This window comes from Bradyrhizobium sp. WSM2254 (genome assembly GCF_000472645.1).
Classification (GTDB): Bacteria; Pseudomonadota; Alphaproteobacteria; order Rhizobiales; family Xanthobacteraceae; genus Bradyrhizobium; species Bradyrhizobium niftali.
On record NZ_KI421447.1, the window covers coordinates 105,201 to 131,256 of the forward strand.

The following is a 26,056-nucleotide window of genomic DNA, read 5'->3' on the forward strand; positions in this document are numbered from 1 at the left end:
GTCAATCTCGTTGGTTCGAATTGGGGGGCTTACGCTTGACAATGCTTACACTTGCAAACTCAGGCGGCGCGGGGCGCATCGCGCCCTTCCGGGATCTCGTCATGCGCCATCAGCTTGGCGAGGTCGAAGATCACGACAAATTTCTCGCCCTTGCGGCCGATGCCGGCGGCATAGTCGGACTGCCATTTGCCGCCGACCTCGGGGATGGGCTCGATCGCCTGCTCGTCGATGTCGGTGACTTCGAACACGCAATCGGCGACGAAGCCGACGCCGACCAGACGGTCCTTCATCGGCACATCGAGGATGATGATGCGGGTCGCCTCGGTCGCCGCCACGCTCGGCAGGCCGAGCTTGGTCCGGAGGTCCACGATCGGATAGCCGCTGCCGCGCACGTCGATCATGCCGAGCAGGAAGTTCGGCGCATGCGGCAGCCGCGAGATCGGCCGCATGTCGAGAATTTCACGGACATTGCGGATACTGATGCCGAACGTCTCGCCGGCGAGCCCGAGCGTCAGATATTGCGAGGTTGCGGCCATGCTGCAGTCCAGGGGTCCCGGGGTTTGCGAATGAGCACGATCCGGCACGAGGCCGGACCGCTTGATCAGCGTTGGAATTCGGCGTCGCGGTCGTCTTCGCCGTCGTGCATGTCGAACGCGAAGCCGCCACCGCCGGCGACCTTCGTCGCACGTGCCGGCTTGCGGACAGGCGCGGGCTTCTTCGCGCCGCGATCCGCCGCAGCCATGTGCGCCGCCTTGGCGCGGAGCTGGGTCACGGCACGATCGATCGGCGCAGGCGCCGCGCTCCCGCCGCGGCCGGCATGGTCGATGCGGAAGAAGGAGATGGTGGACTGGAGCTGCTCGGCCTGCGAAGCGAGCTCCTCCGAGGTCGAGGACACCTGCTCGGAGGCGCTGGCGTTCTGCTGGCCGACCTTGTCGAGCTGCTGGATCGCCTGGTTGATCTGGGCTGAGCCGACGTCCTGTTCACGGCAGGCGGCGGTGATCTCCTGGACCAGCTCAGCGGTCTTCTTGATGTCTGGCACGAGCTTGGACAGCATGTCGCCGGCCTCCCGGGCAACCTTCACCGTCTCCGTGGATAGCGTGCCGATTTCGGCTGCGGCCGCCTGACTGCGCTCGGCGAGCTTGCGGACCTCGGAAGCGACCACCGCAAAGCCCTTGCCGTGTTCGCCGGCCCGCGCCGCCTCGACCGCGGCGTTGAGCGCCAGCAGATCGGTCTGCCGCGCGATTTCCTGCACAATGGTGATCTTCTCGGCGATGGTCTGCATCGCATTGACCGCACGACCGACGGCGGCGCCGCTGGATTCCGCATCTTTGGCGGACTGCGCGGCAATCTTCTCGGTCTGGTTGGCGTTGTCGGCGTTCTGCTTCACGTTCGAAGCCATTTCCTCCATCGAGGAGGAGGCTTCCTCGGCGGACGAGGCCTGCTCGGTCGCGCCCTGCGAGAGCTGCTCGGCGCTGGCGGAGAGCTCCTGGCTGCCGGCCGAGACGTTGCTTGCCGCGGTGAGAGCCTCCTCGACGACTTGCCGGAGCTTTTCGACCATCAGGTTCAGCGATTTGACGAGATCGCCGATCTCGTCGTTGCTGGAGACGTTGATCGTCTGGCTGAGATCACCGGCCGCCACGGCACCGGCGAGGCCGACCGCACGGCCGAGACCGCGGGCAATGCTGATGGAAATCCAGATCGCGGCGATCAGGCCGATAGCGAGCGAGGCCACCACGGCCGAGATCAGCAGGACGTGGGCCCGGTTGCCGTCCTCGTGCGCCCGGGCCGCCTGATCGGCCATGTTCTTCTTGACGTTGCTGACATAGACGTTGGCGGCGTCCATCGCCTCGCGGACCGCCTTGCGAACCTCGATCGCGGAGCGTTCGACGGCTTTCGTCCTGTCTGTCCGGGCGATCTTGAGCGCGTCGTCCTGAACGGTATTCATCCGGGCGTAGGCGGCGCCGAAATTCTCGATCAGCTTCTTGCCTTCGGGGGAGGCCTGCGCGTGGATCTCATCCTTCAGCTTCAGAAGCGTCTCGCGCTGCTTGGCGATCTCGGCGACGAAGCCATCCGCTTCGCTATCGGGCGCAAGAAGGAGGTTCTTCTCGGCGCGGACCTGGAGCAGGATTCCCTTCTCGATTTCCGCCGCACGGTCCATTCGGCCGGCGCGCGACACGAGGCTGTCGGCGGTGTCGATCATCTCGCTCAGTTTCACATAAGCGAGGCCGCCCGCCGCCATCGAGAGCAACAGGACCACGCCGAACGCGCTGGCAAGCTTTGCCTTGACCGTAAATCTCATTTCCAGCCCCTACCCCAGTCTCGCCCGAGACCTCATTTCAATTCAGAATGCGTTCCATGTTGGGAACGATGACGAACTCTTCACGCCACTTGGCGATGAAGCGAATGAACTCCGGTTTCCAGTGCATGCCGACGCGCGGCGTCTGCTGCACGTCGGTCTGCGATATCTCCGTGACCTCGTAGACCTTGTCGGCGGTGACGCCGACCAGGACAGGCTCGCCGTCGAGCTCCAGCTCGATGACGACGATGCGCGTGTCGGCCGAGTTGTCGAGCTGCGGCATGCCGAAGCGGATGCGCAGGTCCGCAAGCGGGATGACGTTGCCGCGTACGTTGATCACGCTGGGAACGAAAGCCCGCGCGCCGGCGACCTTGGTCACCGGCACGGGATCGATGATCTCGCGCACGAGGCCCGCGTCGAACGCGAACTTCTCCTCGCCGAGGCCGATCATCACGACCTGCATCGCGTCCGTCTGATGCTCGCCGGCCAGACTCTCGTTCATCACGCCGCCTCGCTGATGTGCTGCTTCTCGACCTTCGACTGCGCCAGCGCGACGAGCTGCGCGACGTCGAGGATCAGCGCCGCCGTGCCGTCACCCAGGATGGTCGCGCCCGAGAAGATCGTGACATCCGAATGCAGCTTGGAGAGCGACTTGATCACGGTCTGGTGGTTACCGATGATCTGGTCGGCGACGAGACCGACGCGGCTCTCGCCGGTCGAGATGATGATCGTCTTCTGGTGCCGGTCGGGCGAACCCGACGACGACATGATCTCGCGCAAGCGCAGGAACGGGACGAGGTTGCCGCGCACGTTGAGGAAATTGCGGCCGCGCGAGCGCTCGTCCTCGGCCGTCAGCTCGACGCATTCCTCCACCGCCGACAGCGGAATGATGTAGCGGCCTTCGCCGACACGGATCAGGAGGCCTTCGATGATCGCGAGCGTCAACGGCAGGCGCAGCGTCACGGTGGTGCCCTGGCCCGGCCGGGTCGACAGGTCGATCGTGCCGCGCATGTTCTCGATGGTGCGCTTGACCACGTCCATGCCGACGCCGCGGCCGGACAGCGCCGAGATGGTCTGCGCGGTCGAGAAGCCCGGGTGGAACAGGAACTGGTGGATCTCGTGATCGGTCAGCACGGCGCCGGCCGCGATCAGCCCCTGCTCTTCCGCTTTTGCACGGATGCGCGCGGTGTTGAGGCCGCCGCCATTGTCCTTCACGGTGACGAGCACCTGCGCGCCGGAATGAACGGCGGCGAGCTCGATCCGGCCCTGCTCGGTCTTTCCGTTGGCGGCGCGCGTTGCGGTGTCCTCGATGCCGTGGTCAATGGCGTTGCGGATCAGGTGCACCAGCGGATCGGCCAGGCACTCGATCATGGTCTTGTCGAGTTCGGTGTCCTCGCCCGTGGTGACGAATTCGACCGGCTTCGACAGATCACGCGACAGATCGTGGATCAGGCGGCGGAAGCGGCCGAACAGCGAGCCGATCGGCACCATGCGCGCGCCCATCGTGGTGTCGCGCAAGGAGGAGGCGAGGCGCTCGATCTCCTCGGCGATCATCTTGATCGAGAGGTCGGAGCCGGAAGATGCGAGCTGGGTCAGCCGCGCCTGGGCGATGACGAGTTCGCCGACCCGGTCCATCAGTTCGTCGAGACGTTCGGCCTGGACGCGGACGGTGGCGATGCCGCGATCGTCGCGCTTGGCCTCGGCCTTCGGCTCCGGTTTCGGTTCAGATTTGGGCTCCGCCTTTGCGGCGGGCTTCGGGGCAGCAGCCTCGGCCACCGGCGCAGGCATCTCGACCACAGGCGCCGGCTCCTCGTCGAGGAGCTGGAATAGCGGCATCGGCGCGGGCGCCTCGACATGCTCCAAGGGTGAGAGGGTCAGCTTCATCTCGTCCTGGACGAACATGAAGACGTCGTCGATCGCGTCCTTGTCGCAGACCGCGTGCAGCTTGACGTCCCACTTCAAATAGCAGTCTTCCGGCTCCATCTCGTCGAGGAACGGGATGCCGTCGGTAACAGGCACGACGAAGCAGGGGCCGAGCTTGCAGAGGTCTTCCAGCAGGTCGAGCGGGTTCGAGCCGTTGCGAAGGATGTGGGATTCGAATTCCAGATAGAGGTGCCAGCCGGCCTGCTTGCTCTCGACCGGCGCCGCCGCCTCCGTGATCTCGGCATCCGGCGCAACAGGCTGATCGGACGAGACAAAGCGCTTGAGGTCGTCGAGGATGCCGTCGCCGATGACGTCGTCGGTCGACTGGGGATCCTCGATCAGCGCGCGGATATAGTCCTTGGCGGCGAGCGCGACCGAGATCAGTTCCTGCGTCGGCTTGATCTCGCCCTTGCGGACGCGATCGAACGCGGTCTCGAATTCGTGGGTGAAGGAGGCGACCTTGTCGAAGCCGAACATGGCGCCCGAGCCCTTGATCGTATGCAGGGCGCGGAAGGCGGAATCGACGAGTTCGCGGTCATCGGGACGCAGGCCGAGATCGAGCAGGGCTCCTTCAAGAACTTCGAAGAGCTCGCTGGCTTCCTGACGAAAGACCTCGGTCGGGTCCATTGCACTCATGCGCGCACCAGCTTGCCGACAACGGCGAGCAACTGCTCCGGCTTGAAGGGCTTGGTGATCCAGCCCGTGGCGCCGGCGCTCTTGGCCTCCTGCTTCACCGTGTCGTTGGATTCGGTGGTGAGGAACACGATAGGCATGCCGACCGCGCTCGGCAGCTTGCGCAGCGCCCGGATCAGCTCCAGCCCGTTCATCACGGGCATATTGAGGTCGGTGATCACGAGGTCGAGCTTGCCGGCCTGGGCCTTGGCGAGCCCTTGCGCGCCGTCGCCGGCCTCGATCACGTTATGACCGGCCGGCTCGAGCACGACCTTGATCATTTGCCGAATGCTGGGGGAATCGTCGACGGTCAGAATCGTGGCCATTAGGTGCCATCTTTCTTTTGCGGGAAGTGCTGATCGATCATCGCGTCGCTGGCAAAGCCGGCGCGGCGAAGGGTGTTGCGCAGAGACTGGGAGAATGAGGTGAGCACCACCGGGCGGCCCTGGGCCTCGCCCGTCTTGGCGGTCGACAGCAGAAGCTGGATCGAAGTCACGTCGGCCTTGTCGACGCTCGAGCAGTCGATCTCGAGCCGCTCCTGGCGGCCGAACGCCTCGCGAATGAGATCATAGACACTGCGAATGGCCGCGATGCTGCAATCGGCGGGTAACCGCAACGACCACTTCGGCTCCGTCGGATTGAGCGCCATCGCTGTCCCCGCACTTGCAAAATTCCGATACACGTTTGACGCGAATCAAGTGAGCAAACCCCTAACGGGAGAGTCCGTACAACTACGGGTCACATTCCCAAAGACTTCGCGCAACTGCATGCAACCGCGCATAGCCTGCTCAAATCCCATGCGACGCGCGCATGTCCGCGGCGCCGTGCGCACGCACGGCGCATTTGCTTCGCGTTAAATTCGCCCGGGTTATGCAGTGGGTTCGTGCCCTTGCCAGCGAAGAAAGCCCCGGCCGCCGATGCTGACCCAAGCGCTTCTGGTTGACGACAGCCGCTCCGTCCTCAACTTCCTGAAACGTCACATCGAGGCCGAAGGTCTGGTCGAGGCCACCACCTTCCTCGATCCCGTGCAGGCGCTGGCCTGCGCACGCGAGCGCGTCTTCGACCTCGTGCTGGTCGACTACGAGATGCCGCACATGGACGGCATCAGCTTCATCCGCACGCTCCGCACCCTTCCCGGCTGCGCCGACATTCCGATCGCGATGATCACATCGCGGCAGACCGATGACGTGAAGATGGAAGCGCTGCAGGCCGGTGCAACCGATTTCCTGCCCAAGCAGCCGCAGAGCGTCGAGATGACGGTGCGTCTGCGGAATTTGATTCAGCTTGGTGCAGCCGTACGCAAGCTCAACGATCGCGCCGCGCACCTGGCCAGCGAAGTCGCGGCCGCGACGCGCAAGCTCGGCGAGCGCGAGGAAGAGATTATCCTGCGGCTCGCGCTCGCGGTCGAATACCGCGACAACGACACCGGCGAACACACCCTGCGGGTCGCCCGCTACAGCCGCATCATCGCCGAGCAGCTCGGCCTGCCGGCGCGGCTCTGCCGCGACATCTATCTCGCCGCGCCACTGCACGACGTCGGCAAGGTCGCCATTCCCGACAATATCCTGCTCAAGCCCGGCCGGCTGACCGACGAGGAGATGGCGGTGATCCGCACCCACGCCATGATCGGCGCGCGTATCCTGGCGGACTCCGGCTGCGAGCTGATCCAGCTCGGTGCGCAGATTGCCGCAGGCCATCACGAGCGCTGGGATGGCGCGGGCTATCCGAACGGCCTCAAGACCGACGAGATCCCGGTTGCAGCACGCGTGGTCGCGGTCGCCGACGTCTTCGACGCGCTGACGACGCGGCGGCCATATAAAGAGCCGATGCCGCTCGAGGCGGCGCGCAACTACCTGGTCGAGAACCAGGGACGGCAGTTCGACCCGGCCTGCGTCGAGGCTTTTCTGTCGCGCTGGGACGAGGTCGTGGAGATCGCCGCCGGGCAGCAGGCGGCACCATTTCAGAAGGCGGAGGCAACGCTCACTCCTGGTATGGAGCGAGCCGTCGAGGGCCGTCCGGCCAATGACGGCTCGCCGGAGGCCGTTTCGTTCGCCTGACATTGACCATCTGGCCAACAGCTTGCCGCGGCTCTGTTTTCTCCGGTCGCCGGTTTGAACCGGTTCCTGATAGAGTGCACCAATATCTAAGAGTGATTCTGGTCACACTTGCCTGGGCGCTCCGCTGCTAAGTATCGGACCAGGACGGGACCGGCACAGCAGCGGTCGAATTGGATGAGAATACCCATGAGAAGCCTGATCGGCGCCGTTGTCGGCGCGCTCTATATTACGACCCCCGCCCTGGCGGAGACGCCGGCCGCGATCGTCGAGGACGTCCAGGGCAAGGTCGACGGCATCGCGTTCATGGACTATGTGGCGCCGGGCAAGATCATCAAGCTCGGCCCGAAGGCGAGCGTCACGCTCAGCTATCTCAAATCCTGCCTGCGCGAGACGATCAGCGAAGGCGTCGTGCTGGTCGGCGCCGAGCAGAGCACCGTGCAGCTCGGCGAGGTCAAGCGGGACAAGGTGCCCTGCGACACCAACGCGGCGCAGCTGTCCGAGCGAGAGGCCAACCAGAGCGCCGCGACCACCTTCCGCACCGTGCGCTCGGACGCCAAGGGCGCGCCGGCCCCCAAGCTGCCGACGATCTACGGCGTCGCACCGCTGGTGCAGGCCAAGAGCGGCAGCACGCTGGTGATCGAGCGCACCGACGGCAAGGAACCCACGATCAGCGTGCCGCTCAGGAACGAAACCATGATCGGCGGCAAGTTCTATGATTTTGCCAAAGCCGGGAAGTCGCTGACCCCCGGCGGCAGCTATCTCGCCATTCTCGGCGCCAAGCGCTATGCCTTCCAGGTCGATGCCAGCGCCACGTCATCGCCGACGCCGATCGTCGGCCGCCTGCTGCGGCTCGAATAGGCGGCTTGCGACGGGGCGATGCGGCGGATCGGAAGGCGGGACATCGTTGCGGCGATCCTGATTGCGCTCCTCGCGGGCGCGGTCTTCACGTCTCCGCCGCTTCAGACACTGCAAGGCCTGTCGCTCGACATCCTCACCGCGATGCGCGGCATGCTGGACGGCAACCGCCGTGATCCCGCGACATCGCCGGTCGTCGTCGTGGCCATCGATGGTGAGACCTACGACACCCCGCCCTTCAAGGGATCGCCGACGCAGACCTGGACACGCGAGATCGGCCGGGTGCTTGGGAGCATCACCGAGGGTGGCGCCAAGGTCATCGGCTTCGACGTCATCTTCAAGAACTCAATCGAGCAGTCGGAGATTCCGTTCGGCGATACGTCATTCGGCAGTCGCATAAGAGGATTTGACCGGGACTACCTCATCGCGCTCCGGCAACTCTCCGACAGCGGCAAGCTGGTGCTCGGCGAAATCCTGAGCAACGACCATCCGGAAGTGCCCTATCGTGCGCAGCAAGTGGCAGTGCGCAACACCGTCCGCGCGCTCAATGTCCACACCGACCACGACGACGTGATCCGACGAATGCCGTTGAGCTTTGCCATCGAGGGCAGGCCGATCCCCGCGATGGCGGTGGAGCTCGCTGCGCGTGCGCTTGGCGGAAAGCCTGAAATTGCGCCGTCCGGCGCGACCGAGCTGTCCGGCTATGCGATCCCGAGCGCGATACCGAATACAATGACGCTCAACTTTCGAGGGCTGGGACGCGACGTCCCGACCTTCTCCTTCGCCGACCTGCGCGCCTGCGTCGAGAAGGGCGATCGCGATTTCTTCCGCCGCGCCTTCGAAGGCAAGGTCGTCCTGCTCGGCACCGTCCTCAATTTCGAGGACCGCAAGCTCACCTCGATGCGCCTGTCCCGCGGATATGACGGCTCGCCCGCACCGCGCTGCGCCCTGCCCGCCCCGGCGGGCACCGCGCAGAAGGCCCGCAGCGACATCGCCGGCGTCTTCGTGCATGCCACCGCGGTCCGAAACCTGATCGAGCGCGATGCCGTGACCGAGCTCGGCTTTCCCGCGCGGAGCATTCTCACGATCGCGTTCGCGCTCGTCATCGCTTGCGCCGCCTGCATGCTTGCGCCGAGCGGCGCACTGATTGCATGGCTCGGCCTCACCGCCGTTTACGCCGCAATGGCCGTCGGTGCGTTCGTTCACGCACTGGCACTGCCGCTGACCGAGCCCGCGCTCGCAAGCCTTGCCGCGCTCGCCATGATGATCGGCTACCGCTTCGTGCTGGCCGATCGCGACGAGCGCTTCCTGCGCAAGAGCTTTGCCTTCTATCTCGCCCCTGAAGTGATCAACACCATGGTTGCCTCCGGCAAGATGCCGGCGCTCGGTGGCGAGATGCGCAATGTCACCATGTTCTTCTCCGACCTCAGCGGGTTCTCCTCGATCGCAGAGACGATGACGCCGGGCGAGCTGGTCACGCTGATGAACGAATATCTCTCCGCCATGACCGACATCATCGAGGGTCATGGCGGCTATGTCGACAAATATATCGGCGATTCCATCGTCGCCATGTTCGGCGCGCCCGCCGACGATCCCGCCCACGCGCGCAACGCCGTCCGTGCGGCGCTGAAGTGCCACGAAAAACTGGCGGACCTCAACGCGAACAACGCCGTCTTCGCCGGTCACGGCCTGTCGCACCGCATCGGGCTCAACAGCGGCGAAGCCGTAGTCGGCAACATCGGCTCCCGCCGCCGCTTCAACTACACCGTGATGAGCGACACCGTGAACGTCGCCTCGCGGCTCGAGGGTGCGAACAAATATTATGGCTCCGCAATCATGGCCTCGGAGGCGACAGTGGCGCAGACAGCTGACGCCTTCGCCTGGCGCGAGCTCGATGCGATCAGGGTGCTGGGCCGCGGCGAGGCGATCAAGGTGTTCGAGCCGCTGGCGGAGAAAGGCGCGGAGAGCGGCGAGCAGACGAAGGTCACCGCGGCTTATGCGGAAGGGCTGGCGTGCTGGCGGGCAAGGGAGTTTGCGAAGGCGGCCGATACGTTCGACGAGGTGGCGAAGGTCGATCCGCCATCATCCATGTTTGCAAAGCGCGCGAGAGCGCTCGTCGCAAATCCACCGCCGCCGGAGTGGACGCCGGTCAACACGCTCGAAGGGAAGTAGTGGCCGCTTACCCTCCCCTGGAGGGTGAAAGAGGGCGCCGCGTTCGTCGAAATAGTCCCGCTTAAAACGGCAGTCCCACATAATTCTCCGCAAGCAGGCGCTGCGCCGTCTCGGACGAGAAAAGATATTCCAGCTCCGTCTGCTGAAGACGATCCTCATAGTCGAGACGATCGGGGAAACGATGCAGCATCATCGTCATCCACCAGGAGAAACGCTGCGCCTTCCAGATCCGCGCCAGCGCCTTGGCGGAATAGCCTTCGAGGCCGGAATCATCGCCGCTCTGATAGTGTGCGAGCATGGCATGGTAGAGATAGTAGATGTCGGAGGCGGCGCTGTTCAGCCCGCGCGCGCCGGTCGGCGGCACGATATGGGCGGCATCACCGGCGAGGAAGAGGCGGCCGTAGCTCATCGGTTCGGCGACGAAGCTGCGCAACGGCGCGATGCTTTTTTCGATCGAGGGCCCCGTGATCAGGCGGCCGGCGACCTGCTCCGGCAGGCGGCGCTTCAGCTCGGCCCAGAACGCATCGTCCGACCAGTTCTCCACCTTGTCGGTGAGCGGCACCTGGATGTAATAGCGGCTCAATACTTGCGAGCGCAAGGAACACAGCGCAAAGCCGCGCTCGTGCTTCACATAGATCAGTTCGGGTGAGACCGGCTTGGTGCGCGACAGCACACCGAGCCAGCCGAACGGATAGACCTTCTCGTATTCGCGCAGCACGTCCTTCGGGATCGACTTGCGACTGACGCCGTGAAAGCCGTCGGCGCCGACGATGTAGTCGCAATCGACGCGAACGATCTCGTCGTTCGATCGGTACGTCACGTAGGGGCGATCCGACGCCAGGTCATGCGGCGTCACGTCCTGCGCATTATGCACGACCTTGCCGCCCAGACGATCGCGCGCCTCGTAGAGGTCGCGCGTCAGCTCGGTCTGGCCGTAGACCAGAACCGAATTGCCGCCGGAGTGCTTGTGCAGATCGATCTGGGAGAGCACCCCGTCATGGGCGATCTCGAACCCCCGGTGGATCTCGCCCTCGCGGTCCATCCGCTCGCCGCATTGCGCCTCGCGCATCAGTTTTGCGAAACCGTGCTCGAGCACGCCGGCGCGGATCCGGGCCAGCACGTGCTCACGGCTGTATTTCTCCAGCACGACCGTGTCGATGCCCTTCAGATGCAGAAGCTGGGACAAGAGCAGCCCGGACGGCCCGCCGCCGATGATACAGACCTGAACTTTCATTTTTGCGTCCTCCCGACGGTACTTTTTTGCAGATTTAACTGCGCAAACCGATGGAGGGTTTCGTCTTTGTCTTGTACTATTCGAACATGAGAAGCGCCGCCCCTGCCCCCGCGATCCGGGTCTACAATCTGTTCGGCGAGTCCGGCGACCTGCCCGACGTCGTGCATTGCGAGACGATCGCGTCCCGCTCGGTGCTTCACGACTGGACCCTGGCCGTGCACCGCCATGCCCGGCTGCACCAGGTGCTGCTGATCGAGCGCGGCGGCGGCGAGGCGACACTCGACGGACGCGTGGTGCCGTTGAGGCCGATGCAGATCGTCAACGTACCCGTCGGACACGTCCACGGGTTCCGCTTCGTGCCAGAGACCCAGGGCTGGGTGCTGACCATCGCGGCGGAGATCCTGGACGAGGCGCTGCTCGCCGCCGAAGGCCTGCGCGGCGCCTTGTCACGATCAGGCGTGGTGCGCAGCACCCCGCAGATCCGCACCACCATGAAGCAGATCTTCGCCGAACACGCTGCTCGCGATTTCGGCCGGGCGCATGTGCTGCGCGCCTTGTCGGCGGCGATGATCGGGCTGGTGGCCCGCGCGCTCACGAGCGAGAGCGGTGGCAATGGCACGGCCGAATCCGGCCTGTTCCGCCGCTTCGAGGCGCTGCTCGAGCAGCACCATCTGGAACGCTGGAGCGTCGCGGACTACGCAGGCGCGCTGTCGATCACGCCGACCCATCTCAACCGGGTGACGCGGGCCGCGACTGGCGACACCGCCTCGCACCTGATCCTCAACCGCCTGATCCGCGAGGCGCGGCGCAACCTCGTCTACACCAACCTTCCGGTCTCGACGATCGCCTACGCGCTCGGCTTCGACGATCCCGCCTATTTCAGCCGTGTTTATGCTGCCGCCACGGGGCTATCGCCGCGCGCCTTTCGCACCCGGCTGCATGGCGATGAAGGCTGACACATCGGCCGATCGGACAGCCGCACCTATGGCCGAAGGCCAAGCTGCGAACCGCAACGGCCTTCGTTGCCGGCGCAGCCACCTACCTTCGTATATGGTGTCCTATCCTTTGGATAGAGGCCCTTTACCTCAGTACGATTGAGTGGGGAATGCGCGCGCCTTACCCTGGCTGCATTCGGCGCCCTGGCGCTGGTGGCATTGGGTCCTCCCTAACCTAGGCGCAAGACGGCCGCCCCTGTCCGGTCGTCTGCGCTGCTTTTTTCAGCAAGCCATCGGCGCTTTCAGTACTTTCGCGTACAACTGGAGATTTTTGCATAATGCCTTCGAATGGGAAGATTGCACTCTTTATCGATGGCTCCAATCTCCATGCCACCTCCAAGGCGCTCGGCTTCGACATCGATTACAGGCGTCTGCTCGGCGAATTCCAAAGCCGAGGCGCGCTGTTGCGGGCCTTCTACTACACGACCGTCGTCGAGGATCAGGAGTATTCGTCAGTCCGCCCGTTGATCGATTGGCTCGACTATAACGGATACACCGTCGTCACCAAGCTCACGAAGGAATTCGTCGACGCGATCACCGGCCGCCGCAAGGTGAAGGGCAGCATGGATGTCGACCTCGCCGTAAATGCGATGGAGCTCGCCGAGCACGTCGATCAGATCGTGCTGTTCTCGGGCGATGGGAATTTTCGTTCGCTGGTGGAAGCCCTGCAGCGCCGCGGTGTCCGCGTGACGGTCGTCTCCACGCTCTCCACTCAGCCCGCCATGGTCGCCGACGACCTGCGCCGACAGGCGGACATATTCATCGATTTGGCAGAACTGAAACCAAAAGTGGGGCGCGATCCGGCCAATCGGCCGGGATCGCGCGAGATGCGTCAGTTACCGCAATTCCTCTCGCGCGTAGCGATCGATCGCGGCGACCAGGTGGAGTGATCCTGCGGGGGGCCGTCCGACGCTCAGACGTCGAAGAACACGGTCTCCTCCGGCCCCTGCAAATTGATCGTGAAGGAATACACGACCTTGCCGGCGCGCTCGCTTCGCGTGGCGATCAATGTCTTGCGCCGGGCCGGCTGCTCGATCAGGTTGAGCACGGGGTCGGCGGCGTTGGCGGCCTCTTCATCCGAGAAATAGAGCCGCGTGTTGAGGCCGATATTGATGCCGCGCGCGACGATCCAGACATTGACGTGTGGCGCGCATTTGCGCCCCGCCTTGTCGGTGATGGCGCCGGGCTTGATGGTCTCGAAGCTCACGAGCGCGCTGTCGAAGTCGGAGCCGGCGCGGCCCCAGCCGCGAAACTCCTGCTCCAGCGCGCCGGCCGAGCGGTCGGCCGGATGATTGTAGCGGCCGGCCGCATTGGCCTGCCAGATTTCCAGCAGCACGTCGCGCAGCGGCGTACCACTGCCGTCGAGCACCCTGCCTTCCAGCGTGATGCGTTCGCCTTGCGTATTCGGCGTCACCAGCACGTTGGAAAAGTTCTTCTCGAAAATATCGAAGCCGGCCATGGCCGGGATCAGGCCGATGTGGACGTAGGGGCCGGCGGTCTGCGAGGCGGTTTCCTTGAGATAGTTGAGCGGCTGCGGCATTGGCTCAGTTCCCCTCGGTGCGATTTTCAAAATAGGTGGAGCGCTGGCCGCGCAGGACGATGTCGAAACGGTAGGCGAGCGAATCGAACGGCGTCGAGGCGTTGAGGTCGAGCGGCGCGACCAGGCGGTCGAGCGCATCCTTGTCCGGAATCGTCGTCAGGATCGGGCAGACCGGGATCAGGGGATCGCCCTCGAAGTACATCTGGGTGATCAGGCGCTGCGCGAAGCCCGAGCCGAACACCGAGAAGTGGATGTGGGCGGGACGCCAGCTGTTGACGTAGTTGCGCCAGGGATAAGGGCCCGGCTTCACGGTGCGGAAATAGTAGTAGCCAGTGTCGTCGGTCAGCGCGCGGCCGCAGCCGCCGAAATTCGGATCGATCGGCGCCAGATACGTGTCCTTCTTGTGCCGGTAGCGGCCGCCGGCATTGGCCTGCCAGAACTCGACCAGCGTGTTCGGAACGCCGCGGCCGGTCTCGTCCAGCACGCGGCCGTGGACGATGATGCGCTCGCCGACGGGATCGCCGTCCTTGGCGTAGTTGCGGATCAGGTCGTTGTCGAGCGGGCCGAGATCGTTGTGGCCGAACACCGGCCCCGTGATGTCCGAGACCGAATTCTCCAGCGACAACAGCGCCTGGCGCGGCGAGCGTAGCACGGAGGATTTGTAGCCGGGCGCATGCGCCGGCGGATGGATCGAGCGATCGCGCTGGAAGAAGCCACCATCGCCGAGCGGCGGCGTGAACGGCTCGGGGCGGTTGAGGCGGGGATCCTGCAAGGCTGGCGCCTGGGCATTCATCGGCGTTGTCTCTCCCTTGGGCGCTCCGGTCCGGGCGCACGGCTTATCGGGAGATCATGGGACGGTCTATTCTCAAGATAAATAGATCGATTATAATGAATTCCATGAAGAAAATCGATCATTTGGCCCTCGACGGCCATGCCCTCGAACTGTTCCTGGCCGTACTGGAGGAAGGTTCGGTGACGGCAGCCGCCACACGTCTCGGCTTGACGCAATCCGCGGTCAGCCACGCCCTGAACAAGCTGCGGCGGATCGCCGGCGATCCGCTGTTCGCCAAGTCGGGCCGCGGCATCGTTGCCACCGCACATGCGCAGGCGCTGGCCGCGAAGGCGCGGGCACTGATCGACGAGATGCGCAGCTTTGCCGGTGGCGTCAGCTTCGAGCCGGCGCAGGCCCAGCTTTCGCTGACGGTCGCCGCCAACGACTTCCAGCGCGACCTCCTGCTGCCGCGCTTCTTCGGCCATGTCGCCAGCCAGGTGAAGGGCCTGAACCTGCGCGTGATCCCCTCGCAATCGCCCTCGCCCGCGATGCTGCGCGAGAACCGCTGCGATCTCCTGATCACGCCGCTGCCGCCATCCGGCATCGACATCGTGCAGAAGCGCCTGCTCAGCGATCACTACGTCTGCTATTTCGATCCAAAGGCACGCGCGGCGCCCGCCGGCCGCAGCGCCTATCTCGCAGCGCGCCACATCACCGTGGTCTATACCGACAATGAGCGGCTCGACTTCGACCGGCGGCTGGCGGCGAACGGCTTCCACCGCGACATCGCCATCTCCGTGCCGAGCTTTTCAGGCGTGCCGTCGTTCCTGCGCGGATCGCAGATGCTCGCGAGCATGCCGAGCCTGCTCGCGTCCGGCGTCATGCAGGGCTTCGCGCAAACGCTGATACCACTGGCCTCGCGCACCCGGACGCTGGCCGAGCTGCCGATGTTCATGGTCTGGCACCAGCGCTACCAGAAGGACCCGGCCCATCGCTGGATCAGGAGCCAGCTCGAGACCGTGGCGGCGACGGCCGCCGGAGACTGAGCCTCGGTCACGGTTCGCGGAAGCCTGCCCTCCGCCGAACCCACTGGTTGCCTTGCGGCAGCCACGCTAGAATTGCCCCATGACAGTGACCGATATTGCGAGCCGGACCTACAATCACAGCTGGCGGCTGGATCCCATCATCCGCAGCCTGCTCGATACCGACTTTTACAAGCTATTGATGTTGCAGATGATTCGGGAAGATTACCCGGATCGGCGGGTGACCTTCTCGGTCATCAACCGCTCGCGCCATGTGCGGCTCGCCGAGATCATCGACGAGGGCGAGCTGCGCGCCCAGCTCGACCATGCCCGCACCATCCGCTTCACCAAGAAAGAGCTGATCTGGCTTGCCGGTAACACCTTCTACGGCAAGACCCACATGTTCTCGGCGGATTTCATCCGCTGGCTCGCTGAATTCCGCCTGCCCGAATACGAGCTGCGCAAGGTCGAGGGCCAGTACGAAATACATTTCCACGGGCCGTGGACCCACACCACGATGTGGGAGATTCCGGCGCTCGCGATCCTCAACGAGCTGCGCTCGCGCGCGGCGATCAAGGGCCGCGGCCGCTTCGAGCTGGACGTGCTCTACGCCCGCGCCAAGGCCAAGCTGTGGACCAAGGTCGAGCGGCTGCGCAAACTGGAAAACCTGAGGCTCTCCGACTTCGGCACCCGCCGCCGTCACGGCTTCCTCTGGCAGCGCTGGTGCGTCGAGGCGGTGAAGGAAGGCCTGGGCCCCTCCTTCATCGGCACCTCCAACGTGCTGCTCGCGATGGACAACGATCTCGAGGCCATCGGCACCAACGCGCACGAGCTGCCGATGGTCGCGGCTGCGCTCGCCAAGGACGACGAGGAGTTGCGCTGGGCGCCCTATCGCATCCTCGACCAGTGGCGTCAGACCTATGGCGGCAATTTGCTGATCGCGCTGCCCGACGCCTTCGGCACCAAAGCTTTCCTGCGCGATGCGCCGGAATGGGTCGCCGACTGGACCGGCTTCCGCCCCGACAGCGCGCCGCCAATCCAGGCCGGCGAGGAGATCATCGCCTGGTGGGAGAAGAAGGGCCGCAACCCCAGGGACAAGCTGCTCGTCTTTTCCGACGCAATGGACGTCGGCTCGATCGAGGAGACCTATCACCACTTCACCGGCCGCGTGCGGCTCTCCTTCGGCTGGGGCACCAACCTCACCAACGACTTCGTCGGCTGCACCCCGGACGGCTCGTTCAATCTCGATCCGATCTCGCTGGTCTGCAAGGTGTCGTCGGCCGACGGTCGTCCGGCCGTCAAGCTCTCCGACAATCCGGAGAAGGCGACCGGCCTCCCCTCGGAGATCGAGCGTTACCTGCGGGTGTTCGGCGACGCCGGCCGCGTGCGCAAGCCGGTGCTGGTCTAGCACCGGCCCCAACTCTCTCGATCAAGTAAACCGCGCGGGACGAATGCGACGCATTGGTTCGCCGATGCCGCACAGGTTCCGGTTTGTCGGCATTTGCAACGATCTGCACGCATCCACTTCACGACGCCTTCACCCTGCGATGCAGTCTCTCGTCTCTTTCAGGGCGAGTTAAGCAACCATCTCCTCTACTTGGCGTTGCAGGCGCAACACTCCGCTGGGGTCGTTGATCGATTTGGGGAACTGAGGGTGTTTCGGAGAACATCGACGTCGACGAAGGGACACAGCTTCCTTCACGTCATCAAGCTCGTCTCGCCTTTCGTGATGGTCGTCGTCCTCCAGGCGACGATTGCGGGATTCAGCCTCGAGGTGATGTCATCGGTCCGCGCCTATGTCGCGGGCGAAGCGCTATGGTCGCGCTCGCAGAAGAACGCCGTCTATTTCCTCAATCGCTATCTGCATTCGGGCGACAAGAGCCAGTTCGCGCAATACCAGGCCTCGCTCGCCGTTCCCATCGGCGACGAGTTCGCTCGCTGGGCGCTCGAGCGCGATCCGGTCGACGTCGAGGCCGCCCGCATCGGCTTCCTGCAGGGCGGCAACCATCCCGATGACGTTCCGGGATTGATTTGGCTGTTTCGCTATTTCAACCGCGTCAGCTTCCTCCAGGAAGCCATCCGCGAGTGGACCGCCACCGATCCCATGCTGCTGGAGCTGAGCGTGTTCGGCGAGGTCATCCGGTCGGAGCTGGAGAACGGCCCCGTTCGGGATGGCAGCCGCCTGCAGTTCCTGTCGTCGCGGCTCTCGGAGCTCAACACCCAGTTCACGGTACATGCGAACCGCTTCTCCACGGTCCTGGGCGAAGGCTCCCGCGCGATCAAGTTGACGCTGACCTGCATCAACATCGTCACCGCCGTGATACTGATTCTGCTCCTGATCTGGCACACGCGGCGATTGGTGCTGCAACGACAGGCATTCGAGGATGCCCTGCATGCCGAGAAGGAGCGCCTGGCCTGGCAGGCTTCGCATGACTGGCTGACAGGCCTTGCCAACCGCCGCGCCTTCGAGGCCCGCCTGCAAGGCGAGCTGGACAATATTGCGGCAGGCTCGCTGGGCCTGATCCTGCTCGACCTCGACCAGTTCAAGAACGTCAACGACAGCTGCGGCCATCTGGCGGGCGACCGCCTGCTCTGCCAGGTCTCGCGCCTCCTGCAACAAGACCGGCGGCCGCATGATCTGGTGGCCCGGCTCGGCGGCGACGAATTCGGCCTGATCCTGCCGCAGTGCTCGCCGTTCGACGCAGCCGACATCGCCGAACGGCTGCGGCGATCGCTCGAGCTGTTCAGCTTCGCCTGGGACGATCGTTGCTTTGCAGTGACCGCCAGCATCGGTATCACCTGCATCACCGACCGCGACACCACGCTCGAGGACGCGATGCGGCGCGCGGATGCCGCCTGCTATCGCGCCAAGGAAAAGGGACGCAACCGGATTCAGGTCGACGGAGTGCGGCCCGACGTCGTCCTCATTGCAGCACGGCCACGCGAAGCTGCACGGGCCTGAGGCTGCTCGCCCTGTCACCGCAAAGGCAGAATCCCAAGGCCCGCGAGGTGCGCGTCGAGGAACTGCTCAACCTGCTGGCGCAGCAACTGGGGCGGCACGGCCACCATGCGCTCCTCGAGACCGAGCGAGATGATGCCGTGCACCGCCGAAAACAGGGTGCGCGACAGCAGCGCGATCCTCACGTCGTCCGCTTCCGGTAGCAGCCGCACCAGAGGCGGGTGCATCAGCGCGAACGCGTCCATCACCATCTGAAGGATGTCGTCCGGATAGGGGCGATCGTCCTCCATCCGATGCTCGAACAGCGAACGCAGCAAATTGGCATGCTCCGCAAAGAATTCGAGATAGGTCTCGGCAAGCCCGTAGAGCTGGCGAACCGGATCCTCGGCCGGAACCCCGGCAAGCCGTGCCGTGAGCGCCTGAACCGTCTCCCGATTGACGGTCAGGATCACCCCGTCGAAGTCGCCGAACTCGTTATAGACGCTGCCGACCGAGCAACCGGCGGCTTCGGCGACGTCCCGAACCTTGAGTGATCTCAAGCCCTTAGTGGCAATGATGCCGCGGGCGATCTCCAGGATCTGGACCCTGCGGCGATTTTTTTTCTGGTCCCGCAACGATTCTTCTTGAACATTGTTCATTTTCAAGCTACCAATGTGAACATTGTTCAATTTAACCCGGAGACCTGCAAAATGCAAACCCTCGCTGTTGATATCGTCACCACCTTCATCGATGACGCCGCCGCCCTCGTGACCGGCCTTGGCCGGGCCGCCCTCAAGCTCGCGATGACGCCGATCGATCGCATCGCAAACGCCTGCGACATTGCCGGCGTGCTCGCCGAGCGCCGCGCGACCTTCCGGATGTGGCGCGCCAACCGTAGCCGCGTCCGTCGTGAAGGCCGCAGGTTCAGCCTGCTTGGTCGCTTCTCGCCCTTTCGCCACCTCGCCCATCTCACCTGAGACGCGCGCCGCGAAGCGGTTCGAATGCAAGAAAAGGCTGCAATGAAGGACTTACCATTTGCCGACATTCGCAGCCGATGTCGCGGGCCTTACCGGTACGGTTCAGTTTTTGCTCACGGCCCGTCGCATATCCGGGTCAGCGCGGCCCTCCCACCCAGAGCCGACGCGGCCGCAACCGGAAATTTGCGAACCTAACGAGACCATTAGGAGACCAACAGGATCGGAGGGATCGAGGGGACAGAGGCAGGCCGACGACAATCGTCACTCTGCAATCGTTCGTCCCATGCCCTTCCGGTCGTGACGCTTTCACCGCCACCGAAACAACCTCAGGCTGCCTTTCCAAAACAGGACTAGTCATGATCAGGGAATTGATGTCGTCACGCCGCTTCGCGCCGCTGTTCTGGGCGCAATTCTTCTCGGCGCTCAATGACAATGTGCTCAAGAACGCACTCGTCATCATCCTGCTTTACAGTGCCGCGACCGGCCACGGCGATGCGCTGGTGACGGTGGCAGGCGCCGTCTTCATCTTCCCCTATTTCATCCTGTCCGGGCTCGGTGGCCAGCTCGCCGACAAATACGTCAAATCCGTCGTCGCAAGACGGCTCAAATTCGCCGAGATCTTCGCCGCTTGCTTCGCCGCCGCCGGCTTCTTCCTGCACTCGGTGCCGCTGTTGTTCGCAGCGCTCGCGCTGTTCGGGATCATCGCCGCCCTGTTCGGCCCCGTGAAATATTCCATGCTGCCGGACCAGCTCGAGCTCGGCGAGCTCGCGACCGGCAACGCGCTGGTCGAAGGCGCCACCTTCATGGCCATCCTGCTCGGCACCGTCGCCGGCGGCCAGTTCGTGGCCGGCTCCGCCCATATGGGCTGGGTCGCATCGGCCGTGGTCGTGCTGGCCCTATTGTCCTGGGCTTTCGCTTCCCGCATTCCGCAGACAACGCCGTCCGCACCCGATCTGCCCGTCAACGCCAATCCCTGGACCTCGACGCTCAGCCTCCTCAAGACGCTGCATGCCGACCACCGGCTGTGGGACGGCACCGTGATCGTCTCCTGGTTCTGGCTGGTCGGCGCCATCGTGCTGTCGCTGCTGCCGGCGCTGGTCAAGGAGGTCGTCGGCGGCACCGAAGGCGTGGTGACGCTGTGTCTGGCGATCTTCGCGATCGGCATCGCCATCGGCTCGCTGTTCGCGGCGCAACTGAGCCACGTTCGCCCGAACCTCGCGCTGGTGCCGATCGGCGCCATCATCATGGGATTTGCCGGCCTCGACCTCGCCTGGGCCATCGGCGTGACCAGCAAGGGACACGAGATCACCGCGCTCGACTTCGCAACCTCGTTCGCCGGCCTGCGCATGCTGATCGACTTCGTCGCCTTTGCATTCGGCGGCGGCTTGTTCGTCGTTCCCTCCTTCGCCGCCGTGCAGGCCTGGTCGGCACCGTCCGAGCGCGCCCGCATCATCGCCGCGGGCAACGTGTTGCAAGCCGCCTTCATGGTGGTCGGCTCGCTGTTCGTCGCGCTGTTGCAGGCGACTGGCCTCCATATCGGCTGGATCTTCTTCGGCCTCGGCGCCGCCAGCTTCGGCGCGGTGTGGTTCGTGCTGACCAAGTGGGGCAAGGAAGGCGTGCGCGACTTCGGCGCGCTCTTGTTCCGCGCGCTGTTCCGCACCGAGGTGCGCGGGCTCGAGAACCTGCCGCCATCAGGAACGCGCATGCTGATCGCGCCGAACCATGTCAGCCTGATCGACGGCCCGCTGCTGCACGCCGTGCTGCCGATCGACGCGAGCTTCGCGGTCGATACCGGCATCGCCAAGGCCTGGTGGGCCAAGCCGTTCCTGCGAGTGGTCAAGCATTACACCATGGACCCGACCAAGCCGCTGGCCGCGCGCGACCTGATCAAGCTGGTGGCCGCCGGCGAGCCCGTCGTCATCTTCCCGGAGGGACGCATCACCGTCTCCGGCTCGCTGATGAAGGTCTATGACGGCACCGCGATGATTGCGGACAAGGCCGACGCCGTGGTCGTGCCGGTTCGTATCGAAGGCGCACAGCGCTCGCATCTGAGCTATCTCAACAGCAGCCAGATCAAGCGCTCGTGGTTTCCGCGGGTGACGGTCACGATCCTGCCGCCAGTCAAGCTGCCGGTCGATCCGTCGTTGAAGGGCAAGGCGCGCCGCAATGCCGCCGGCGCCGCGCTCCAGGACGTGATGATTGACGCTCTCGTCAAGAACGCCATGCTCGATCACTCGCTGTTCGAAGCGCTCGGACACGCCTATCGCGACCGCGACACCGGCAAGGTCATCATCGAGGACGCGCTCGGCACCAAGCTGACCTATCGCAAGCTGATCCTGGGCGCGCAGGTCTTGAGCCGGAAGCTGGAGAACGGCACTTCCGTCGGCGAGAATGTCGGCGTGCTGCTGCCCAACTCCGCGGGCGTCGCCGTCGTGTTCATGGCGTTACAAAACATCGGCCGGGTCCCGGCAATGCTCAACTTCTCCGCCGGCCCGGTCAACGTGCTTGCCGCCATGAAGGCCGCGCAGGTCAAGACCGTGCTGACATCGAAGGCCTTTATCGAGAAGGGCAAGCTCGACAAGCTGATGACCGCAATCTCCGCGGAGGCGCGAATCGTCTATCTTGAGGATGTCCGCGCCTCGATCGGGACGGCCGACAAGATCAAGGGCCTGCTCGCAGGCACAGCGCCGCGTGTCGTCCGCCAGGCCAACGATCCGGCCGTCGTACTGTTCACGTCGGGCTCGGAAGGCACGCCCAAGGGCGTGGTGCTGTCCCACCGCAACATCCTCGCCAATGCGGCGCAGGCGCTGGCGCGCGTCGATGCCAACGCCAACGACAAGGTGTTCAACGTGCTGCCGGTGTTCCACTCCTTCGGGCTGACCGGTGGAATGATGATGCCGCTGCTCGCCGGCATTCCGATCTACATGTACCCCTCACCGCTGCACTACCGGATCGTGCCGGAGCTGATCTACCAGACCGGCGCCACGATCCTGTTCGGCACCGATACGTTCCTCACCGGCTATGCGCGCTCGGCGCATGCCTATGACTTCCGCACCTTACGTCTCGTGATCGCCGGCGCCGAAGCGGTCAAGGATCGCACGCGGCAGGTGTTCATGGAGCGCTACGGCATCCGCATCCTTGAGGGCTATGGCGTCACCGAGACGGCGCCGGTGCTGGCGATGAACACGCCGATGGCCAACCGTCCCGGCACGGTCGGCCGCCTGTCGCCGCTGATGGAAAGCCGCCTCGATCCGGTCCCCGGCATCGAGGAAGGTGGCCGCCTCTCCGTGCGCGGACCGAACGTGATGCTCGGTTACTTGCGGGCCGAAAATCCCGGCGTGCTCGAAGTGCTCGCTGAGGGCTGGCACGACACCGGCGACATCGTGGCAATCGACGCGGCCGGCTTCATCACCATCAAGGGCCGCGCCAAGCGCTTTGCCAAGATCGCAGGCGAAATGGTCTCGCTGTCGGCGGTCGAAAGCATCGCAGCGACGCTGTGGCCGCAGGCCGGCTCGGTCGCCGTGTCGATCCCCGACCAGCGCAAGGGCGAGCGCATCGTGCTGCTGACGACGGAGAAGAACGCCGAGCGCAGCGCGATGCAGGGCCAAGCCAAGGCGATCGGCGCGTCCGAGCTGACCGTTCCCGCCGCGATCATGGTGGTCGACAAGGTGCCGCTGCTCGGCACCGGCAAGACCGACTATGTCACGGCAACGACGATGGCCCGTGAGCAGGCGTCCGCGCCGGAGCGCGACGTGGCGTAAGCCAGATGCACAAGGCGTCTGAAACAGGTAGTGCGCGATGCCCGGGAGTGGTTCTGCTTCACGGCATCGCGCGTACCTCGGCATCCCTGGCCAGGCTCGAACGAGCGCTTCAGGCGAGTGGGTTCGCGACGCTCAACATCGACTATGCCAGCCGCAGCAAACCGATCGCGGCGCTTGCGGACGATATCCATCCGGCCATCGTCAGCTTCGCCGAACGTGACGCGCCGCTGCATTTCGTCGCGCATTCGATGGGCGGCCTCGTGGCGCGCGCCTACATCGCAAGACACCGCCCGGCCCGGCTTGCCCGCGTCGTGATGCTGGGCACGCCGAACAGCGGCAGCGAGGTCGCTGATCTCCTGCAGGGATTTCTGCCCTACCGCGCATTCTACGGGCCAGCCGGCCTCGAGCTCACCACCACGCCTGCAACCGCGCCGAATACCCTCCCCGCCATCGACTATCCCGTCGGGGTGATCGCAGGAAGCCGCTTCATCGATCCCGTCGCCGGCCTCTTCGTCCTGCCGAAGCCCAACGACGGCCGGGTCTCGGTGCAGAGCGCGATGCTGAGCGGCATGGCCGAGCATATCGTGGTGAAGGCGTCCCACACCGGGCTGCCGCGTCACGCCGCCGCGATCGCACAGACGATCGCCTTCCTGCGCGAAGGCCGTTTTCAGTCGGCGTAGCCGTTCACGGCGCCATCCGCCGTTCCTGTGCATAGCGCACCAGCGCCGCGAAGCGATAGATGCCGTGCACGAACTTGCCGTAGGGCATGGTGATGAACAGTGCGAACACCGCGCCGAGATGCAGCGCCAGCAGCGGTCCCATGGCGGCCGTCTCGCGCAGGATCAGAAGCAGCATGCCGGTGAGACCGGTCAGGAACAGCATGGCGATGAAGCCGACATCCATGCCGTAGCGTTGCTCGTCGAGCAGCTCCGGCGCCCCGCGCAGTTTCGCGACGAACAGGCCGATCGGCCCGACGATGAGGCCGATGCCGCCGAGCGCGCCGAGCACGACGGGCAGATCCCACCACGGATACGGCGCCTCGCGTCCGAGGAGATAGTGATAGAGCGTCGCGACGGACGTCGCGGCAAAGCACAGCAGGAAGCCGTAGAACGTCAGGTGGTGATAGAGCTTGCGCCGGTCGGTCGGCTTGTCGTCCTCGTTGTAGCAGCCGACGCCGCCGCCATGGAGATAGCGCAGCTCACCGGCATCGCGGATCGCCTGGACAATCGAGCCGCCGTCGGCGCGGCCGCCGATCGGCGTGCCGATATCGCGCCAGAATGCGCGCACGCTCATGACCAGCGCGAGGATGGCATAGAGGAACGCGACGCCGAACAGCGCGGCCATCGCATTGTGGGGCATCAGTCTGTAGAATGCGCCCGGCCCGGTATGGACGCCAAACAGCACGCCGCGGTCGTTCAGGGCGGCGAAGCCGAGGATGAAGAGCGCCATGCTGAGCGCAGCGACGATGCTGATGACGAGGCCGTTGCGCGCGAAGGCGCCGGACAGCGCCTGCGGCCAGGCATAGGCCGCATAGGACTCCGCGCGCGCGACCGCGAGCGTCTGCGGGACGTTGACGTTGAATTCGTGCGGCGGCGAGAACTGGCAATCGACGTAGCAGGCGCCGCAGGCATGGCAGAGATTGGCGAGATAGTTGAGGTCGCCGTCGGAGAACGCACGGCGCATCTCCATTGCCGGGAACACCGCGCACAATCCCTCGCAATAGCGGCAGGAATTGCAGACCGTCATCAGGCGGTCAGCTTCGTCCAAAATTCTGGTTCCGTGCATGGCTTTACTTCGTCAGGCCTTTTCCCTCGAGCCATTTCTGGATCAGGGCTGCGACCTCGAGGTTGTTCTTGTCCATCATCACCATATGCGAATTGCCCTTGATGCCGGCCTGCGGGAGGTCGACGATGTCGACGCTGCCCCCGGCCGCCTTGATGGCGTCCGCAAAGGCGATGCCGTTGGCGCGGATTTTGGGCCAGCGCGAATCGTGCTCGATATAGTCGCCGTAGATGATCAGGGTCGGAATGTTCTTCAGCGCATCCGCTCTCGCGGGATCGCCGATGCCGGCCGGCTCGATCGCAATCAGCGCCTTGACCTTGTCAGGCCGGGCTTGCGCGACCTTGAAGCCGAAGCTGCCGGCCTGGCTGTGGAACAGGATCACCGAGGGGCCGACGCGATCGATCTCGGCAATATAGGCGGCGATGGTCGCATCGTCGGTCGTGGTCCAGCGCGGCACGTTCTGCTTGACGAAATTCTCGTAGCCCTCGACGGGAAACTGGTTGCCCGGCAGCACCTTTCGCTTGGCGGGATCGGGATCGTAGGAACTTGGCCCATCGCCGATGCGGAAACGTTCGAACGGATTGGCTGTGGTGAGGAAGACCGGCTCGCTCTTGAAGATGTCGGGGTATTGCGCCCAGCCCGCGCGTCCGCGCTCCACCGCGTCGGAATTGTAGACCGCCCACCCCTTGCGCAGAAAATAGTTCAGCCAGCCTTCGCGTCCGTCCGGCGTGGTCTCGTAGGTGACGCCGGTCAGTCCGCCGCCATGCCACATCAGCAGCGGATAGGCCCCCTTCTCGTTCGCCGGCAGGAAATACTGCACGTACATCTGCTCGACCTGATAGGTGCCGTTGGGATCGACCTTGGCCGGTACGCCGCCAGGCGCGAACACGACCTCTTTCACCGGCTTGCCGGAGATTTCAACAAGACGCCCACCGACATGGAACGAACCCATGTCGCGCAGGGTGATCGGCTCGGCGGCGCGGGCGTGGCCGACGATCAGCAGGGTCGCGATCGACGCAATGGCAATGCGTGACATGGTTCCTCCCAGAGTCTTTTCTTC

Annotated in this window: 22 protein-coding genes; 10 read left to right on the forward strand and 12 right to left on the reverse strand. The window is 64.7% G+C overall.

The genetic code is table 11. The annotated features are described in order from the left end of the window. Nucleotides 1-59: 59 nt before the first annotated feature. The 6 genes from A3M7_RS0142870 to A3M7_RS0142895 form a co-directional block, all read right to left on the reverse strand. Nucleotides 60-536, reverse strand: coding sequence for a chemotaxis protein CheW (locus A3M7_RS0142870; protein WP_027549415.1), 477 nt, complete (start codon nt 534-536; stop codon nt 60-62). A 65-nt stretch (nt 537-601) separates the two neighbouring features. Beyond that, the gene (locus A3M7_RS0142875; protein ID WP_027549416.1) at nt 602-2,299 is read right to left on the reverse strand and encodes a methyl-accepting chemotaxis protein; all 1,698 of its coding nucleotides are present in this window, start codon (nt 2,297-2,299) and stop codon (nt 602-604) included. A gap of 37 nt (nt 2,300-2,336) precedes the next feature. Beyond that, a complete protein-coding gene (locus tag A3M7_RS0142880; protein WP_198033925.1) occupies nt 2,337-2,798 on the reverse strand; it encodes a chemotaxis protein CheW in 462 nt (153 codons plus the stop codon). After that, on the reverse strand, nt 2,798-4,855 hold the full coding sequence (locus A3M7_RS0142885) for a chemotaxis protein CheA (RefSeq protein WP_027549418.1): 2,058 nt from the start codon (nt 4,853-4,855) through the stop codon (nt 2,798-2,800). The genes A3M7_RS0142880 and A3M7_RS0142885 overlap by 1 nt, the downstream gene beginning before the upstream one ends. Continuing rightward, the gene (locus A3M7_RS0142890) at nt 4,852-5,217 is read right to left on the reverse strand and encodes a response regulator (protein ID WP_008142319.1); all 366 of its coding nucleotides are present in this window, start codon (nt 5,215-5,217) and stop codon (nt 4,852-4,854) included. Before A3M7_RS0142890 ends, A3M7_RS0142885 begins: the two co-directional genes overlap by 4 nt. After that, nucleotides 5,217-5,540: a lipid asymmetry maintenance protein MlaB gene (locus tag A3M7_RS0142895; RefSeq protein WP_027549419.1), complete on the reverse strand. Its 324-nt coding sequence runs from the start codon at nt 5,538-5,540 to the stop codon at nt 5,217-5,219. Before A3M7_RS0142895 ends, A3M7_RS0142890 begins: the two co-directional genes overlap by 1 nt. A 268-nt stretch (nt 5,541-5,808) precedes the next feature. On the opposite strand from A3M7_RS0142895, the gene A3M7_RS0142900 reads away from it, so the two are divergent. The 3 genes from A3M7_RS0142900 (at nt 5,809) to A3M7_RS0142910 (ending at nt 9,975) form a co-directional block, all read left to right on the forward strand. After that, on the forward strand, nt 5,809-6,948 hold the full coding sequence (locus A3M7_RS0142900) for an HD domain-containing phosphohydrolase (RefSeq protein ID WP_027549420.1): 1,140 nt from the start codon (nt 5,809-5,811) through the stop codon (nt 6,946-6,948). Between the two features lie 186 nt (nt 6,949-7,134). Further along, nucleotides 7,135-7,806, forward strand: coding sequence for a hypothetical protein (locus tag A3M7_RS0142905; RefSeq protein ID WP_049824050.1), 672 nt, complete (start codon nt 7,135-7,137; stop codon nt 7,804-7,806). Between the two features lie 18 nt (nt 7,807-7,824). Beyond that, nucleotides 7,825-9,975: an adenylate/guanylate cyclase domain-containing protein gene (locus tag A3M7_RS0142910; RefSeq protein ID WP_027549422.1), complete on the forward strand. Its 2,151-nt coding sequence runs from the start codon at nt 7,825-7,827 to the stop codon at nt 9,973-9,975. Nucleotides 9,976-10,036: 61 nt separating this feature from the next. Here the strand turns inward: A3M7_RS0142910 and pobA are convergent, their stop codons facing one another. Further along, nucleotides 10,037-11,209, reverse strand: coding sequence for a 4-hydroxybenzoate 3-monooxygenase (gene pobA, locus A3M7_RS0142915; protein WP_027549423.1), 1,173 nt, complete (start codon nt 11,207-11,209; stop codon nt 10,037-10,039). Nucleotides 11,210-11,259: 50 nt separating this feature from the next. Between pobA and A3M7_RS0142920 the strand changes: the two genes are divergently transcribed. Both A3M7_RS0142920 and A3M7_RS0142925 read left to right on the forward strand, forming a co-directional pair. Further along, nucleotides 11,260-12,165: a helix-turn-helix domain-containing protein gene (locus A3M7_RS0142920; protein WP_027549424.1), complete on the forward strand. Its 906-nt coding sequence runs from the start codon at nt 11,260-11,262 to the stop codon at nt 12,163-12,165. Nucleotides 12,166-12,482: 317 nt separating this feature from the next. After that, nucleotides 12,483-13,094, forward strand: coding sequence for an NYN domain-containing protein (locus A3M7_RS0142925; protein WP_027549425.1), 612 nt, complete (start codon nt 12,483-12,485; stop codon nt 13,092-13,094). A gap of 23 nt (nt 13,095-13,117) precedes the next feature. On the opposite strand, the gene pcaG is transcribed toward A3M7_RS0142925, so the two are convergent. Together pcaG and pcaH are read right to left on the reverse strand one after the other, a co-directional pair. Continuing rightward, complete coding sequence (pcaG, locus tag A3M7_RS0142930; RefSeq protein ID WP_027549426.1) at nt 13,118-13,744, reverse strand: protocatechuate 3,4-dioxygenase subunit alpha; 627 nt, start codon at nt 13,742-13,744, stop codon at nt 13,118-13,120. Nucleotides 13,745-13,748: 4 nt separating this feature from the next. Further along, complete coding sequence (pcaH, locus tag A3M7_RS0142935; protein ID WP_027549427.1) at nt 13,749-14,537, reverse strand: protocatechuate 3,4-dioxygenase subunit beta; 789 nt, start codon at nt 14,535-14,537, stop codon at nt 13,749-13,751. A gap of 95 nt (nt 14,538-14,632) precedes the next feature. On the opposite strand from pcaH, the gene A3M7_RS0142940 reads away from it, so the two are divergent. The 3 genes from A3M7_RS0142940 to A3M7_RS0142950 all read left to right on the forward strand — a co-directional run bounded on the left by A3M7_RS0142940 (nt 14,633) and on the right by A3M7_RS0142950 (nt 18,500). Continuing rightward, nucleotides 14,633-15,562, forward strand: a complete 930-nt coding sequence (locus A3M7_RS0142940; protein WP_027549428.1) for a LysR family transcriptional regulator — start codon at nt 14,633-14,635, stop codon at nt 15,560-15,562. A 79-nt stretch (nt 15,563-15,641) separates the two neighbouring features. Further along, entirely contained in the window at nt 15,642-16,946 is a 1,305-nt protein-coding gene (pncB, locus tag A3M7_RS0142945; RefSeq protein ID WP_027549429.1) for a nicotinate phosphoribosyltransferase, read from the forward strand. A gap of 246 nt (nt 16,947-17,192) precedes the next feature. Next, entirely contained in the window at nt 17,193-18,500 is a 1,308-nt protein-coding gene (locus tag A3M7_RS0142950; protein ID WP_027549430.1) for a GGDEF domain-containing protein, read from the forward strand. A 14-nt stretch (nt 18,501-18,514) separates the two neighbouring features. On the opposite strand, the gene A3M7_RS48155 is transcribed toward A3M7_RS0142950, so the two are convergent. Then, nucleotides 18,515-19,135 (reverse strand): TetR/AcrR family transcriptional regulator, encoded by a 621-nt coding sequence (locus A3M7_RS48155; protein ID WP_027549431.1) that lies wholly within the window; start codon nt 19,133-19,135, stop codon nt 18,515-18,517. Between the two features lie 674 nt (nt 19,136-19,809). On the opposite strand from A3M7_RS48155, the gene A3M7_RS0142965 reads away from it, so the two are divergent. Continuing rightward, nucleotides 19,810-23,214 carry an acyl-[ACP]--phospholipid O-acyltransferase gene (locus A3M7_RS0142965; RefSeq protein ID WP_027549433.1) on the forward strand — a complete coding sequence of 1,135 codons (3,405 nt, stop codon included), beginning with the start codon at nt 19,810-19,812 and terminating at the stop codon, nt 23,212-23,214. A gap of 5 nt (nt 23,215-23,219) precedes the next feature. Beyond that, nucleotides 23,220-23,894 (forward strand): triacylglycerol lipase, encoded by a 675-nt coding sequence (locus A3M7_RS0142970; RefSeq protein WP_027549434.1) that lies wholly within the window; start codon nt 23,220-23,222, stop codon nt 23,892-23,894. Nucleotides 23,895-23,898: 4 nt separating this feature from the next. Here A3M7_RS0142970 and tcuB read toward each other — a convergent pair whose 3' ends face one another. Together tcuB and A3M7_RS0142980 are read right to left on the reverse strand one after the other, a co-directional pair. Further along, the gene (gene tcuB, locus A3M7_RS0142975) at nt 23,899-24,999 is read right to left on the reverse strand and encodes a tricarballylate utilization 4Fe-4S protein TcuB (protein ID WP_027549435.1); all 1,101 of its coding nucleotides are present in this window, start codon (nt 24,997-24,999) and stop codon (nt 23,899-23,901) included. A 4-nt stretch (nt 25,000-25,003) separates the two neighbouring features. Continuing rightward, on the reverse strand, nt 25,004-26,032 hold the full coding sequence (locus A3M7_RS0142980) for an esterase (RefSeq protein WP_027549436.1): 1,029 nt from the start codon (nt 26,030-26,032) through the stop codon (nt 25,004-25,006). Nucleotides 26,033-26,056 lie beyond the last annotated feature (24 nt).

Coding starts and splice junctions, on each gene's coding strand:
- A3M7_RS0142885 (WP_027549418.1), bottom strand. CDS start 4,855: ATGAGTGCAATGGACCCGACCGAGGTCTTTCGTCAGGAAGCCAGCGAG.
- A3M7_RS0142875 (WP_027549416.1), bottom strand. CDS start 2,299: ATGAGATTTACGGTCAAGGCAAAGCTTGCCAGCGCGTTCGGCGTGGTC.
- tcuB (WP_027549435.1), bottom strand. CDS start 24,999: ATGCACGGAACCAGAATTTTGGACGAAGCTGACCGCCTGATGACGGTC.
- A3M7_RS0142870 (WP_027549415.1), bottom strand. CDS start 536: ATGGCCGCAACCTCGCAATATCTGACGCTCGGGCTCGCCGGCGAGACG.
- A3M7_RS0142900 (WP_027549420.1), top strand. CDS start 5,809: ATGCTGACCCAAGCGCTTCTGGTTGACGACAGCCGCTCCGTCCTCAAC.
- A3M7_RS0142940 (WP_027549428.1), top strand. CDS start 14,633: ATGAATTCCATGAAGAAAATCGATCATTTGGCCCTCGACGGCCATGCC.
- A3M7_RS0142880 (WP_198033925.1), bottom strand. CDS start 2,798: ATGAACGAGAGTCTGGCCGGCGAGCATCAGACGGACGCGATGCAGGTC.
- A3M7_RS0142910 (WP_027549422.1), top strand. CDS start 7,825: ATGCGGCGGATCGGAAGGCGGGACATCGTTGCGGCGATCCTGATTGCG.
- A3M7_RS0142895 (WP_027549419.1), bottom strand. CDS start 5,540: ATGGCGCTCAATCCGACGGAGCCGAAGTGGTCGTTGCGGTTACCCGCC.
- pncB (WP_027549429.1), top strand. CDS start 15,642: ATGACAGTGACCGATATTGCGAGCCGGACCTACAATCACAGCTGGCGG.
- A3M7_RS0142905 (WP_049824050.1), top strand. CDS start 7,135: ATGAGAAGCCTGATCGGCGCCGTTGTCGGCGCGCTCTATATTACGACC.
- A3M7_RS0142980 (WP_027549436.1), bottom strand. CDS start 26,032: ATGTCACGCATTGCCATTGCGTCGATCGCGACCCTGCTGATCGTCGGC.
- pcaH (WP_027549427.1), bottom strand. CDS start 14,537: ATGAATGCCCAGGCGCCAGCCTTGCAGGATCCCCGCCTCAACCGCCCC.
- A3M7_RS0142920 (WP_027549424.1), top strand. CDS start 11,260: ATGGAGGGTTTCGTCTTTGTCTTGTACTATTCGAACATGAGAAGCGCC.
- A3M7_RS0142890 (WP_008142319.1), bottom strand. CDS start 5,217: ATGGCCACGATTCTGACCGTCGACGATTCCCCCAGCATTCGGCAAATG.
- A3M7_RS0142925 (WP_027549425.1), top strand. CDS start 12,483: ATGCCTTCGAATGGGAAGATTGCACTCTTTATCGATGGCTCCAATCTC.
- A3M7_RS0142965 (WP_027549433.1), top strand. CDS start 19,810: ATGATCAGGGAATTGATGTCGTCACGCCGCTTCGCGCCGCTGTTCTGG.
- A3M7_RS48155 (WP_027549431.1), bottom strand. CDS start 19,135: ATGAACAATGTTCAAGAAGAATCGTTGCGGGACCAGAAAAAAAATCGC.
- pobA (WP_027549423.1), bottom strand. CDS start 11,209: ATGAAAGTTCAGGTCTGTATCATCGGCGGCGGGCCGTCCGGGCTGCTC.
- A3M7_RS0142970 (WP_027549434.1), top strand. CDS start 23,220: ATGCACAAGGCGTCTGAAACAGGTAGTGCGCGATGCCCGGGAGTGGTT.
- pcaG (WP_027549426.1), bottom strand. CDS start 13,744: ATGCCGCAGCCGCTCAACTATCTCAAGGAAACCGCCTCGCAGACCGCC.